13 protein-coding genes are annotated in these 13,991 nt (G+C 44.5%); 5 read left to right on the forward strand and 8 right to left on the reverse strand.

Annotated elements, in window-relative coordinates:
• Window positions 1-54 precede the first annotated feature (54 nt).
• From rpmE to Q9R21_RS01345, 4 genes are all read right to left on the reverse strand, one after another.
• Window positions 55-279 carry a 50S ribosomal protein L31 gene (rpmE, locus tag Q9R21_RS01330; protein WP_004279743.1) on the reverse strand — a complete coding sequence of 75 codons (225 nt, stop codon included), beginning with the start codon at window positions 277-279 and terminating at the stop codon, window positions 55-57.
• A gap of 195 nt (window positions 280-474) precedes the next feature.
• Window positions 475-1,455: a bile acid:sodium symporter family protein gene (locus Q9R21_RS01335; RefSeq protein ID WP_311203555.1), complete on the reverse strand. Its 981-nt coding sequence runs from the start codon at window positions 1,453-1,455 to the stop codon at window positions 475-477.
• Window positions 1,456-1,599: 144 nt separating this feature from the next.
• Window positions 1,600-2,001, reverse strand: a complete 402-nt coding sequence (gene gloA, locus Q9R21_RS01340) for a lactoylglutathione lyase (protein WP_311203556.1) — start codon at window positions 1,999-2,001, stop codon at window positions 1,600-1,602.
• 1 nt (window position 2,002) lies between these two features.
• The gene (locus Q9R21_RS01345; protein ID WP_311203557.1) at window positions 2,003-4,171 is read right to left on the reverse strand and encodes an AmpG family muropeptide MFS transporter; all 2,169 of its coding nucleotides are present in this window, start codon (window positions 4,169-4,171) and stop codon (window positions 2,003-2,005) included.
• Between the two features lie 198 nt (window positions 4,172-4,369).
• On the opposite strand from Q9R21_RS01345, the gene Q9R21_RS01350 reads away from it, so the two are divergent.
• Window positions 4,370-6,994, forward strand: a complete 2,625-nt coding sequence (locus tag Q9R21_RS01350) for a Lon protease family protein (RefSeq protein ID WP_219309710.1) — start codon at window positions 4,370-4,372, stop codon at window positions 6,992-6,994.
• Window positions 6,995-7,083: 89 nt separating this feature from the next.
• Here Q9R21_RS01350 and grxD read toward each other — a convergent pair whose 3' ends face one another.
• Complete coding sequence (gene grxD, locus Q9R21_RS01355) at window positions 7,084-7,425, reverse strand: Grx4 family monothiol glutaredoxin (RefSeq protein ID WP_005104579.1); 342 nt, start codon at window positions 7,423-7,425, stop codon at window positions 7,084-7,086.
• A gap of 160 nt (window positions 7,426-7,585) precedes the next feature.
• On the opposite strand from grxD, the gene Q9R21_RS01360 reads away from it, so the two are divergent.
• Entirely contained in the window at window positions 7,586-8,797 is a 1,212-nt protein-coding gene (locus Q9R21_RS01360; protein ID WP_311203558.1) for an aspartate aminotransferase family protein, read from the forward strand.
• 59 nt (window positions 8,798-8,856) lie between these two features.
• Here the strand turns inward: Q9R21_RS01360 and Q9R21_RS01365 are convergent, their stop codons facing one another.
• From Q9R21_RS01365 to surE, 3 genes are all read right to left on the reverse strand, one after another.
• A complete protein-coding gene (locus tag Q9R21_RS01365) occupies window positions 8,857-9,786 on the reverse strand; it encodes a LysR family transcriptional regulator (RefSeq protein WP_044112899.1) in 930 nt (309 codons plus the stop codon).
• A gap of 91 nt (window positions 9,787-9,877) precedes the next feature.
• Window positions 9,878-10,708 (reverse strand): peptidoglycan DD-metalloendopeptidase family protein, encoded by an 831-nt coding sequence (locus Q9R21_RS01370; RefSeq protein ID WP_311203559.1) that lies wholly within the window; start codon window positions 10,706-10,708, stop codon window positions 9,878-9,880.
• A gap of 94 nt (window positions 10,709-10,802) precedes the next feature.
• Entirely contained in the window at window positions 10,803-11,591 is a 789-nt protein-coding gene (gene surE, locus Q9R21_RS01375; RefSeq protein WP_311203560.1) for a 5'/3'-nucleotidase SurE, read from the reverse strand.
• Between the two features lie 111 nt (window positions 11,592-11,702).
• On the opposite strand from surE, the gene Q9R21_RS01380 reads away from it, so the two are divergent.
• The 3 genes from Q9R21_RS01380 (at window position 11,703) to dacC (ending at window position 13,893) form a co-directional block, all read left to right on the forward strand.
• Window positions 11,703-12,074: an MCR_0457 family protein gene (locus Q9R21_RS01380; protein ID WP_004279733.1), complete on the forward strand. Its 372-nt coding sequence runs from the start codon at window positions 11,703-11,705 to the stop codon at window positions 12,072-12,074.
• Between the two features lie 161 nt (window positions 12,075-12,235).
• Window positions 12,236-12,616, forward strand: coding sequence for an MCR_0457 family protein (locus Q9R21_RS01385; protein WP_311203561.1), 381 nt, complete (start codon window positions 12,236-12,238; stop codon window positions 12,614-12,616).
• A gap of 128 nt (window positions 12,617-12,744) precedes the next feature.
• Window positions 12,745-13,893: a D-alanyl-D-alanine carboxypeptidase PBP5/6 gene (gene dacC / locus Q9R21_RS01390; protein ID WP_005096478.1), complete on the forward strand. Its 1,149-nt coding sequence runs from the start codon at window positions 12,745-12,747 to the stop codon at window positions 13,891-13,893.
• The last annotated feature ends 98 nt before the right edge of the window (window positions 13,894-13,991 follow it).

Here is a 13,991-nt window from a genome sequence, read left to right on the forward strand (position 1 = left end):
TAAATTGCAGGCACAAAAAAAACGGGCTTAAAGCCCGTTTTTTCATTTTGGGTATTAACGTTTAACAGAACGTGACATACCAGCAAAACGTTGTTTGAACTTGTCGATACGACCGCCAGTGTCAACGTTCTTTTGCTTACCAGTGTAGAATGGGTGGCAAGCTGAACATACGTCTAGATAAAGAGTTTCTTTACCAAGAGCTGAACGAGTTTCGATTACGTTACCACATGAACAAGTAGCAACTAAAGTTTCATATTTTGGGTGAATATCGGCGCGCATCGTCGATTACTCCATTAGATTCAAGAAGGTTTAGCTGTCATCGCTATTGATCACTCTCAAATGAGGAAGCAGGAACATCGTTCATGCAGATCAACACCACAACAGACCATTCTTTTGGCCCACCGAGACGGATACCGTCAGAGCTAAGCACAACAAGTGGGCATTATTATACGTGAAACGAATTCAATATGCGAATTATTCTTCAGCTTCTGATTCACTCTCTTTGGCCCACAGATTGGCAATAATCCCGCAGACCATTAACTGAATCTGATGAAAAATCATGATCGGCAGGACAATCATGCCCAGCGGCTGGCCAATAAATAAAATTTGCGCCATCGGTACTCCACTGGCCAAGGTTTTCTTGGAACCACAAAAGAATGCCGTTTTTTGGTCAGCGCGGCTAAAGCCCAGCCAGCGTGGAATATAAAGTGATAATAACATCACAATGGTGAGTAACACCGAGCAAGCCAGCAATAGCAACAACAAGGTACTCAGGTTTACTTCATTCCACAGACCAGCCACTACGGCGCTACTAAAAGCGCCATACACCACCAGTAAAATCGAACCTTGATCGAAAACCTTGACGATTTTTGGCATTTTCATCATTTGCGGATAGATCCATGGACGCAGAATCTGTCCTAAAATAAACGGCACCAAGAGCAGCAGTGTAATCTGGATAATCGATGAAGTCGGATCAAAACCATGATCAGATTGACCGAGAATAAAAAATGCCACCAATAATGGGGTAATAAACATACCGATCAAATTGGAAAAAGAGGCGCTACATACCGCCCCGGCGACATTGCCATGAGCCACCGAAGTAAATGCGATCGAGGACTGCACAGTGGATGGCAGGAAACACATAAACAGGAAACCCCAATATAGTTCCTGTCCGAGCATCGGTAATAAAATCGGCTTGGCCAAAAGTCCGAGAATTGGAAACAAAGCAAAAGTGAGCGCAAAAACCAAAGTATGCAATTTCCAGTGCATAATGCCTTGCAGCACAGCTTCACGAGACAGTTTGGCGCCGTGCAGGAAAAACAGGATGGCGATCGCTCCTGTCGTCACCCAGCCAAAGACTTCAGCCGCCTTCCCCGAAACTGGCAACACACTGGCCAGCAAAACCATCACAAACAACAGTATCGTAAACCGATCCAATGCCAAGAACTTAAGCATATCCCTATAATCCCTCAGATTTTATTGTTTGATATAAAAATGCCCGACTATCTTAACAGATGCCGGGCCCATGCTATGCACTCAGATTGATGTAATATTTTCATCTATACATGAATGCATTTCATATATCTCGCTACATCACACTTAGTTATTACGTGCATTGTTGTCTTGCTGGATCAGCTCGATCTTGTAGCCATCTGGATCTTCTACAAATGCAATTACAGTCACGCCACCTTTCATTGGGCCAGCTTCACGCACCACATTACCGCCACGCGCTTTAATCTCTTCGCAAGCCTTGTAAGCATCATCAACTGCAATCGCAATATGACCATAAGCATTGCCCAGTTCATAGCTGTCTGTATCCCAGTTATCCGTCAATTCCAGTACGGTGTGATTCTCTTCATCGCCATAACCGACAAAAGCCAGGGTAAAACGGCCTTCTTCGTAATCACGCTTACGAAGCAAAGTCATGCCAAGTACTTCAGTATAGAACTTAAGAGATTGTTCTAAATTGCCTACACGTAACATGGTATGTAGCATGCGCATATTAATCATCCTTCTGTACAGATTGTTGTTGGTGTTCACCGAGCAGTTTTGCGACCCAGACCACCAGAATCAGGATCGGAATCCCAATCAGAGTAGTCATCAGGAAGAAATTCGGATAACCGATATTGGTGACTATAGTACCCGAATATCCACCTAAAATCTTAGGCGTCAGGGTCATGAGTGAGCTAAAAATCGCATATTGAACAGCAGTAAATGACACACTGGTCAAGCTCGACAAGAATGCAATAAACGCAGCACCAGCCAGCCCGGCGGCCAGATTATCGACAATAATGGCAAAATAAAGCCACTTGTCGCTATAAGGTTTAATCACCTTGCCACTGACTTCGACCGTATCTGAACTGTTGCCATCAACCACTGCCAAGGGCTGAATATCGACATCCAAATTCTGGGTACTGCTCAGCTGATCATTGACCTGATAAACATGTATGGTTTGCTGTAGTGCTTGACCATCTTGCATCAGGACGGCACTGATAATATGTGCAGGTGACTGAATCAGTTGTTGTGCAGGAATCGCGGCAGTAAATACGCCTTCACTTTCCAGTTTTGCCTCAATATTCTGATCATTGATTTGCAAAACAATTTTTTGATTCTCTTGCAGTGCTTCACCTACATATTGGCCACGCACCACAATGGTCTTGTCCTGTTCAGCTACAGTGAGGGTATTGTCACTGGTGATCGGCAGGATCTGTAACTGGGTGCTGCCCTGTTGTGCGGTCAAATACGGCATGCTGACCTGCACTGGCGCTTGATTGGTATTATCTGTATTAAGATAAGCGGCTGACACTTGTAGCTGTTTGCTCTTCGCCAGCACTGCACTCGGTACATCTAGCTTCCAGTAACCCACTTCATCGGTCTCTGCCTGATAAACCTGATTACCGGCTTTAACTTCCACAGCTGCCAGTTTTTCACCAGACTTGACCAGGCCGATAAAAATCAGGTTGGTGGAACAGGCCAGTACGGCACCGACAAACATCAGTTTCATGATGTTCATCTTCTGGGCCAAGAGCCCGCCAAGGAAACCACCGACTAAAGAGAAAATCACTCCATAGACTTTAACCGCCTCGGCAATCTGTTCTTTACTGAAATTCAGGTCCTGATAGAACACATTCGAAATGACGCCGGCAATAATATCGGAGACTCGATAAAAACCGATCAGCAATAACAAGACCAATGCCAGTTTCAAGCCATAACGCTTAAAGAAATCTGCAACCGGATTGACCCAGGTTTCATAGGCCATCTGCTTGTTAACCGCACCCAATTTTACCAAGCTTGCCCCGATAGCAAATGCGACGGCACCTGAGCCAATAAAGCGCAAGGCCTCAAAACAGAATAAGGCAAAGGTATCTTGAATGGCGAATTGTTCGGTGATGCTGGCCACCAGATTGCCCGAATAGATATAGCTCAGAACAAAACTGATCACCGCCACAAAAAACACCGCAACTAAACGGAAATAATCACTGCGCACATAGTGTTTGCGTACCCGGTTAACCTGCGGCTCCCGAATGGACAGTGTGGTGATAATACCGACCAGCATGACGGCAGCCATGGCCAGATAAGTCCATTTCCAGGCATCGTAAATATAATTGCCTTTGGCTGTTCCTAAATAGGCTGCCAGAAACAAGGCACCAGCACCGGCCACGATCATCCCGATCCGGTAACCGGCATTATAGGTGGCGGCCAATACGGTCTGCATCTGGGTTTCCGCCAGTTCAATCCGGTAGGCATCAATCACAATATCCTGTGTTGCTGCGGAGAAACCAAGCAGGACTGCACCGAGCGCCATTTGCTGTAAATGTGTTGCACCCAAAGCCGGATCAGAAAAGGCCATAATGGAAATGGCACAGACAATCAGAATCTGCGCAATCAGCAACCAGGCACGACGACGTCCCAGAGCCTTGGTCAGAAATGGGACAGGAAGTTCATCAATGAGCGGTGCCCAGACGAATTTAAATGAATAGCCCAATGCGGCCCAGCTAAAGAAAGTTACTGCACTTTTGCTGATTCCGGCCTCACCTAACCATAAAGACAGACTCGAAAAAATCAGAAGAATCGGCACACCAGCCGAAAACCCCAAGAACAGCATGATCAATGCACGTCGATCTAAAAATGCTGTAAATGCGGATTTCCAACCCGTCGTTTGTGTTGTCATTGCTTTATTATTTTCCGCAGAAAAACCAATTGCTGCTATTCAATCCTGTAATAGCGTATCTTTCAACAAGATTTATATATTTATCACATTTCCGGTTTTTTATTTTCTGGCAAAAGCGACATGTTGGCTTGAATTTTTCAAGTAAATCTGTATACCTTAACTCTCATCAACGTAATATTTCGTTTTGGATTTTCAACAGTGACCCAGAGACTCGATCAAATTAATTCTTCTATTGCCAGCAACACCAGCACAACTCCACAAAAGATCCGCTCAGATTTACTTATCTCTGCATTTGAACAAAGCGAAATTAAAAATACTCTGGACCATACCCGGTTAACATCCACCCAGCTGACGCACATTCCAAACTTAGAAAAAATTCCTGCGTCAACCAAACGGATCAAGCCCCTGAATAACTTTTTGGGCCAAGATCGCGCACGCGCCTCAGTTGAGGCCGGGATTGCCCTGCCTTATTCCGGCTATAACATTTTTGCTGTCGGTACCGCAGGTCTCGGTAAACGCACCATGGTGAAGCGTTTGCTGCAACAGCACGCCAAAACTATGGAAACCCCGAATGACTGGGTGTACGTCAATAACTTTCAGAACCAGCGTCAGCCGATTGCACTAGAACTGCCCTCGGGTCAGGGCCCAAAATTCCAAGCCATGTTGAATCAAAGCTGGCAAACGATCCTCAAGCAACTTGAGCGCCGTTTTACTGCAGAAACCTATCACAACCGCATTGAAATGATTCGTCAGGAAACCGGTGATGAACAGCAGCAGGCGCTGATCGAACTGACCAAAGAAGGCGCAGAACTGGATCTGAAGCTGATCTCGCGACATGATGAGCACTGTTTTGTCCCTGTGCATCTGATTGATGACAAATTGCAGGAAATGTCTCAGGAAGATCTGAATGCCTTAAGCAACAAAGATCGTGCCGAACTGGCGTCCAACATGCGCTATATGGACAAGAAACTGGAACGTCTGGGTTTGCATCTGGGTGATCTGGAAGATGATGCACGCGATCGCGTACAGATCCTGAACCGCGATATCGCCAAGCAGGTGGTCTTACCGCGAGTCGAACAGATTCTGGCGAAATTCAAACACGTGGAAGGTCTGGAACATTATCTGAAGTATTATGCCGAAGACATTATCAACAATGTCGAAATTGTGCTGGAACAGGAAGAAGATGACTTCACTCCGGCGCTGTTCAGTCGCGTTCCGGCACGTTATCAGGCGAATGTGATTATTACCCATAAACCGAACAGTGGCGCACCAGTCATCTTTGAAGATTTTCCAACGCATTACAACTTGCTGGGTCATGTAGAACAACTGACCCAAAATGGTACGATTACCACGGACTTTACTTTGATTCGTCCAGGTACTTTGCATAAGGCCAATGGCGGCTTCCTGATGCTGGAAGCGGAACAATTGCTGGAACAGCCGTATGCATGGCAAGGCTTGAAGCGCGCGCTTAAATCGGGCCATTTAAAACTTTCCTCGCTTGAGCATATGATCACGCTAACCGGCAGTATTTCGATTGAACCTGCCTCAATTCCCCTGAATATCAAGGTCATCTTGCTGGCTGAGCCTGAAATCTATTATGAAATTTTAGAGCTTGAACCAGAGCTAGGCAGCATCTTTAAAATCCGTGCCGATTTCACCGATACATTACAACGTAATGACAATAACGAGCAGGCTTATATGCAGCTGATTGCCGACTATGTGCAATCGGATAAATTATTGCCTTTTGACCGTTCTGCTTTAGCCGCCTTGCTCACAGATTCCAGCCGTCAAGCCGAAGATCAAAGTTCATTGTCATTACATGCTCTGACGCTGGGCGATCTGATCCGTGAAGCACATCATCATGCCTTCCAGGCCGGTGACAAGATGGTTTCAGAAAAACATATCAACACCGCACTGGATCACCGTAAATATCGTCTCGGCTATTTACGTGAACTGTATTGGCAAGATCTGACTCGTGGTACTCAACTGATCGAAACCCGCGGCCATCGTCTGGGCCAAATCAATGCCCTGTCCGTCATTCATTATGCTGATGTTGAGTTTGGTCTGCCTTCACGTCTGACTGCTTCGGTTTACCAAGGTGGCGGTGATATTCTGGATATCGAACGCAGTGTCGAACTCGGTGGCTCCTTACATGCCAAGGGCGTGTTGCTGATGTCGTCTTTCCTGAAAGCACATTTTGGCCGTGAACAGACCTTGCACTTCTCTGCTGCGCTAGCGTTCGAACAAAGTTATGGTCAGGTCGATGGTGACAGCGCCACAGTCGCGGAACTTTCTGCCTTGCTATCTGCCATCAGTCAGTTACCGATTGATCAGTCCTGGGCCATTACCGGTTCCATGAACCAGCTGGGTCAAGTACAGCCGGTAGGCGGTGTGAATGCCAAAATTGAAGGTTTCTTTGATGCTTGCAAGTTACAAGGCTTGACCGGAAAACAAGGTGTAATTATCCCACGGCAAAATATGCAACATCTAATGCTGCGTAAAGATGTCACCATTGCTGTGGAAGAAGGCCAGTTCCATATTCACGCGATTGATACTATTGATCAGGCACTGGAAATCCTGATGGCGCGTCCTGTCGGTACCTTGGATAAAAAAGGTCGCTATAGCAAAAATTCAATCTATGCCGCAGTGATGGCACAGCTGGATTATTGGCAAGCGATTGAAGATGGTGCCGAACTGGTCGAAGTACCGAAGAAAAAGAAAAAAAAGAAGAAGAAAGACAAGAAGCAAATCGTCGAGCCACAAACTGAAGTTGAAGCTGATGTTTCGACAGTTGAACAGCCGGATGCAGCGACAGAGGATTAACTCTGACCTTGACCTAAGCAAAAATAGAGACAAAAAAAGCGCTTCTCAATGAAGCGCTTTTTCACATCTGGACTTAATTTAATACAAAATTAAGCATCAACTGCCGGGCTGTACTGTTCAACTAAAGGCTTTAATTCACCTTTTTGGAACATGTCGAGCATGATATCACTACCGCCGATCAACTCACCATTGATCCAAAGCTGTGGAAATGTCGGCCAGTTGGCGATTTGTGGTAACATCGCGCGAATGTCCTGGTTTTCCAGAATGTTTACATAAGCAAACGGACGACCAATTTGACTGAGTGCTTCTACTGCACGTGCAGAAAAACCACATTGTGGAAATTGCGGTGTGCCTTTCATGTAAAGAAGTACTGCGTGTTTTGCAATTTGGTCACGAATTAACGCTTCGGTATCGCGTGCTTGTTCAGTCATTGATAAATCCTCAACTCATCTGTCTCGCATTATACCCAAATCCAGGCAAAACAGTATGTCTAAAGCAATAATTCCAATTTTATTTACAATTACCCTTTAAATCTGAGCGGGTTTTTGCTTATATAAGTTTTTCTTTCCACCTAACAGTTAAGAGTTAGTCATGAATAATATTACCCTCGCACCGGTACAAACTGATCAACCGTCTCATTTGATGCCTGTTTTTGGCCGTCAACCGATCAGCTTTGTCCGAGGACGAGGTGCATATCTTTATACCGAAGATGGTACAGAGTATTTAGATGCATTAACCGGCATTGCCGTATGTGGTTTGGGACACGCGCATCCAGTTATTGCCGAAGCGATTGCTGAACAGGCAGCGACCCTGATTCATACCAGCAACCTGTTTGAAGTGCCTTGGCAAACCGCTGCCGCACAGAAACTGGCTGAAGTTGCAGGCATGGAAGAAGTATTCTTCTCAAACAGTGGTGCAGAATCCAATGAAGGTGCTATCAAAATTGCACGTAAATTCGGTCATATGCAAGGCATTGCTTCACCAAAAATTATTGTTGCTAACCAGTCTTTCCATGGTCGTACCATGGCCACCCTGTCTGCTACAGGCAATAAAAAAGTGCAAGAAGGTTTTGGCCCGCTGGTTGAAGGTTTTATTCGTGTACCTTTTGGTGATATCGAAGCAATTGAAGAAGCTGCAATCAATCATCCGGATATCGTAGCGATTTTGATTGAGCCTATTCAGGGTGAAGGCGGTGTGAATACCGCACCTCAAGGTTTCAGCTATTTAGAAGAAATCCGTCAAATCTGTAACCAGCACAACTGGCTGATGATGCTGGACGAAGTACAAACTGGTAATGGCCGTACCGGTAAATATTTTGCTTACCAGCACACCAATATTATTCCGGATGTACTGACCACAGCCAAAGGCTTAGGAAACGGTTTCCCGATTGGTGCAGTGATGACTCAAGGTCGTGGTGTCGGCGTATTAACTGCTGGAAATCACGGTTCTACCTATAGCGGTACAGCACTGGGTTCGCGTGTGGTCTATACTATTCTCGATATTATGCAAAAAGAAAATATCGTCGCGAATGCTGCTGAAAAAGGTGCTTATATCGTTGACCAGCTACGCAACAAACTGGCAGATCAAAATGTCATCGTACGTGGTTTTGGTCTGATGATCGGGATTGAATTACCAAAAGAATGCGGTGATCTGGTTGCGATTGCACGCGATGAATACAAGATGATTATCAATGTCACCGCAGGCAATGTCGTTCGTCTGTTGCCTACCCTGAATATTACCCAGGAGCAGGCAGACCAGTTGATCGAACGTCTAGTAAAAATGATCAAATCTTATTTAGCATAAAGCCCTAGCTTAAAAATTAAAAAAGCCGCTCTAAAGCGGCTTTTTTATTATTCTGCATTCTATGATGCGTTTTGTAACATACGTCCGCCAGAGATCTGGCTAAAATATTGTTTCAAGGTATCAAGACAACGAAGAATTTTTGTCGGTTGTTGTTCACGTTTCGGAATAACCGCATACAGTGTAATCGGTGGCAGTCTCCATTCAGGCAGAACTTCAACTAAAGTACCGTTAAGCAAATCCTTTTTAGCATCAAGATATAAAACCTTGGCAATCCCATTGCCCTGCAAGCACATCGATTTTGCAACCAAACCGTTATTGGTACTGAAACGGGATTTCAGTTCAAACTCGGCTTTTTCTGCAGTATTCACATGTTGAAAATGATAATACTGATGGTTTTTAAGATGCGTTAAAGGTAAGACCTCATGATTTTTAAGATCATCAGGTCTCGAAATAATGGTGCTTTGATTAATATAACTCGGTGTCGCCACCAGAATTTGCTCAATCTGCATCAATGGCACAACCTGAAGATTATGCTCATCATTTTTCTGTTCAAATCTTAGGGCGATATCAACCCGCCCATCCAACAAATCAACCTCATGATTGTTTGTTTCTAAATGTACTGCCAAGCCGCGATGTGCAGCCATCCAATGAGAAAGTGCAGGAATCACATGATTCGCGCATAATTCTGGCAAAGAAACGATACGCAGCTCGCCCACGAGATCATCACGTAATTCATTGATCCGGACTTTACCGCGTTCAGCAGCAGATAACATTTCTTGACAGCTATGGAAAAAAGCTTGTCCCGCTTCGGTCAGACTTAATTTTCTCGTCGAACGATTTAGAAGTACGACTTCCATATCGTGTTCTAACGAGCGAATTTGTTGACTGACGGCGCTGGTCGTAATCCCTAATTCACGGGCAGCACCGCTAAACGAGTTTTTCTCCACAACGCAAGCAAAGACACCCATTGCTCGAAGTTGATCTAACATAAATTTCCCTCTAAACTTATGAGGTGCTTCATCATTTGATAAAAGCAACTTATTGTATTATACGGCGAAATTTACACTTTGCATTATTTATTTAATTGTTTGGTAAAACTGCAGTAGGATTAATAGGTTTGCCGTCTAAGCGCACCTGAAACTCCAGCATGGTACGGTTTGTACCGGTCGATCCCATTTCTGCAATTTTTTGACCAGCCGTTACATTTTGGCCACTTTTCACATTCAATTTACTGTTATGTGCATAAGCGGTGATATAGCCATTGATATGCTTCACCAACACCAGATTGCCATATTCTTTCAGGCCATCAGCGGCATACACCACCTGCCCGTCTGCTGCTGCAAATACCGGATCACCGACATTGCCACTATAGCGGGTGCCCTTAATATTAGAAGCTAAATTGTATTGCTGGAGAATCGCGCCATTCGATGGTTTTACCCAACGTAGACCTGCTGCAGTAGATACTGGCGTTACAGGTGCAGATGTACTGACGCGTGGTGTGGTTTGTACTGTCGTTGCTGGTGTCACCGGTGCCGGTGTAGGCACTGCAATTGTTTGACGCTGGATTGGCGCTGCCTGAGTCATAGCCTGAGTACTGGTGCTACGGCGCGCAGTATTGCTTTTCAGGCGGATTGATTGTCCGACATAAATCCGGTACGGCGCACTGATATCATTCATCTCGGCAACACTGATATAGTTCAGTCCATAACGTGCTGCAATCCCACTCAATGTATCTCCTGAACGCACCGTATAGAAATCAGGAGCTGTTGCATAACGCGTTGCATTATTCACCTGGGGTTTGGTGGCACAACCGGTAATTACTCCTGTAGAAATAACAACGGTCGATAAAACGAGGGTTTTAATCAGGGTTGCAGGCGAAGCTACGACACATTTCGGTAACACCAAGAACATTATCTTCCTCTCTAATGCTATACGGTTGCAAAATTCCGTTAAGATTAGCAAAGTTTTACGGCAATATACTTGCAATCGCGAGTTTTTCACAAAGTTATAACACTAAGGACGCATTTTCTGCCAATTGTGTTTGTAAATTCCGCAGACTCTCATAATTGGTAGCATCCATCTGAATCGGGGTAATACTGACATAGCCATTGGCGACCGCAGAGAAGTCCGAATCAATTTCGTTAAATCCTGGCTTAGGGTCTGCGACTGCTTCTCCTGAGAGTCCAATCCAGAATACCTGACGACCACGTGGGTCTACATGACTCGTCACCGGTTTAGACTGACGGCAGCGACTTTGATACGTCACTTTTTCACCCTGTAACTCAGCTACATCTGGAATATTGATATTAAAAATATGACGTTCAGGCAGAACAGGCAAACCACGCACAATAAAATCATGCACCCATTCGGCGGCCAGCTGATAATCCTGAGGCTGTTGATAGCTGCGTACATTCGGTCCACTGAGTGATACGGCAATCGCAGGATGTTTACTTAAACGACCTTCAAAGGCTGCACCGACCGTACCGGAATACAATACATCATCACCCAGATTCGCGCCGCTATTTATCCCGCTAACCACCAGGTCAAATTCAAAGTCAAACAGCCCGTTCATGGCCAAGTAAACACAATCTGCCGGCGTCCCATTAACCGCCCAGACATCAGGAGAAATCTGGATTGGGCGTAAAGGGCGGTCCAAAGTTAAGGCACTAGAAAAGCCACTGCGTTCACTTTCCGGTGCCACAATCACCACTCGCCCCAAAGGCTTTAGCGCTTGCGCCAAAGCCTGAATACCGGGTGCAAACACCCCATCATCATTTGAAACTAAAATATTCACTAAAAAATCTCGTTACGCTAAAAAATGACTGACTAGGACATTTCATTGTATTAGTGCAGGAATTATATATATTTATTGCTCGACATCCATCTTTATAATATGTGGCTCAAGATGATTAAAAAATTCTCTTTATTTAGCGCTCTCACTTTAAGCTTGGCAGCATTTATTTCCCCTTCAGTCATGGCAAACGATCTGACTGTTGAAGAAAACAATACCATTGTAAAAGAAGATATTGCATCAGCACAGGTTATGGCTGAAGTTTGCCCGGCAATCATTGGTCAAAATCCAAAATTTAACAGCACCGTTGAACAATTGATCCAGTCTTATCTTGCAGACTACTCAGATAAAGGCATGAGCTATCAAAAGCTACAGGCAGACAGTGAATATAAATCTTTACTTGAAGAAGCACGTCAGGGTGCAAAGCAAACCAGCTCAGACGAGCAGAAAACTGTCTGTGAAGAAATGCTGAACTACCAAGGCTAAGCCAGCTAAATTTTCAAATAAGACGGTGTAAACATCGTCTTATTTTCTCTTACAGATTTATTCATAATTCTACAGCTTCGCTACATTTTCCCACTTTTCAATTTCAAAAATAAGTTTAAGCTAAGCAAATTATTGTTCTAAATCCATTTTTTGAGTTTTCAATGAAAAATCCAATATTCCAAGCTTTAACATTCTGCGCAATTTCTGCCGCCACTCTTTTGGGAACTTCTGCATTTGCAGCCGATGAAAACATTAATGTTACCCCAACTCAGGAAGTGACCAAACAGGAACTGGCAGCCATTTATGTTCTTTCAGAAATCTGTCCAAGCATGGTCAAAGACAAGTCACAGTTTAATCAGGGTTATACCAAGCTGGTGACTGAGTATATGCCGGGCCAGCGTAATCCGGTTGAAAGCTTAAACCAGATGGCTAAACAGAACGATTTCCGCAATATTCTGGCCGAAGCACAATCGGATGCCAAGAAAGCCGGCAAGAAAAAAAATCAGGTGATTTGTAATGAATTAACCACCTATAACAATTAAGCTGCTTTTCTGCCGATAACTTACAATACTTTTGAAATAAGACCGGGTTTCCCATAGAAGTCAGCCTAGCTTTGTCCTAAAATGCTAGGCTCTTCGTGCTTACATCAAGATATAGGAACCCACTAGAAATGACCCAAAAAACTGCCCTTGCTGCATTATTATTAGTTCCTAGTTTTAGCTTTGCAGCAACTGTCCTATCTGCACCACCAGAATTGAATAATAAATCCTACGTGCTAATGGACTACGAGACAGGGCAACTTCTCGCTTCAAAAAATGAAAATGAAAAATTAGCCCCTGCTTCAATGACCAAGATGATGACCAGTTACATCATCGAACAAAAACTATTGAGCGGTGAACTCACTGAAGATGAACAAGTGCGCATGAACGAGTCAGCATGGTGTCGCGGCAGTAGCGCGGAATCATGTATGTATGTACCTTTAAATGGTACGGCAACTGCACTTGAAATGCTTCGCGGGATTATTATTCAATCAGGGAATGATGCATCGAAAGCCATGGCTGAACATATTGCAGGGAACGAGGGTACCTTTGCACATATGATGAATCAGGAAGCCAAACGTATTGGCATGACCAATACCAGCTTTATCAATTCAACCGGTATGCCTGCTGAAGGTCATTATTCGACTGCCAAAGATATGGCAACGCTGGCACAGCACATCATTAAAGACAGTTCCAAGTATTATCCGATTTATGCTGAAAAAGAATTTACCTTTAATGGCATCAAGCAAGGTAACCGTAATGCCCTGCTGTATACCGACCCAAGTGTAGATGGCTTAAAAACTGGTCATACCAATGAAGCGGGGTACTGCTTGACCACCTCGTCTAAACGTGGCCCTACTCGCTTGATTTCAGTTATTTTTGGTGCACCCACCATGCAGGAACGTGCAACGCAGACACGTGAATTGCTGGCTTGGGGTTATGCGAACTTCGAAACCAAAAATGTTCAACCAGCTAAACAGGTACTTGCTAAAGCCAAAGTCTGGTTCGGTAAGGAAGATGAAGTTCAAATCGGACTTGCTGAAAACTTTAATGTGACCATGCCTAAAGGTCAGGCCAATGCGATTAAAACCCAGCTGGTGGTTCAACCGAAACTGACTGCACCATTACAACCGGGGCAAGTTGTCGGTAAATATGTTGCGACTCTGGATGGTAAAGTCATTTCAGAAAAACCTCTTGTGGCTTTGAATGCAGTGGAAGAAGCGGGTTTCTTCGCGCGTATGCTCGACCATATCAAACAGTTCTTTAGCAACTTGTTCTAAGTCTAAACAGACCATTTCAGTCTTGGACTAAGACCAAAGCACTCATTCAGATGGGTGCTTTTTATTTTATACTATGCACATGATCCTTAAACTTTTAA

Origin of the sequence: Acinetobacter sp. RG5, assembly GCF_031844265.1 — a bacterium.
Taxonomy (GTDB): domain Bacteria; phylum Pseudomonadota; class Gammaproteobacteria; order Pseudomonadales; family Moraxellaceae; genus Acinetobacter.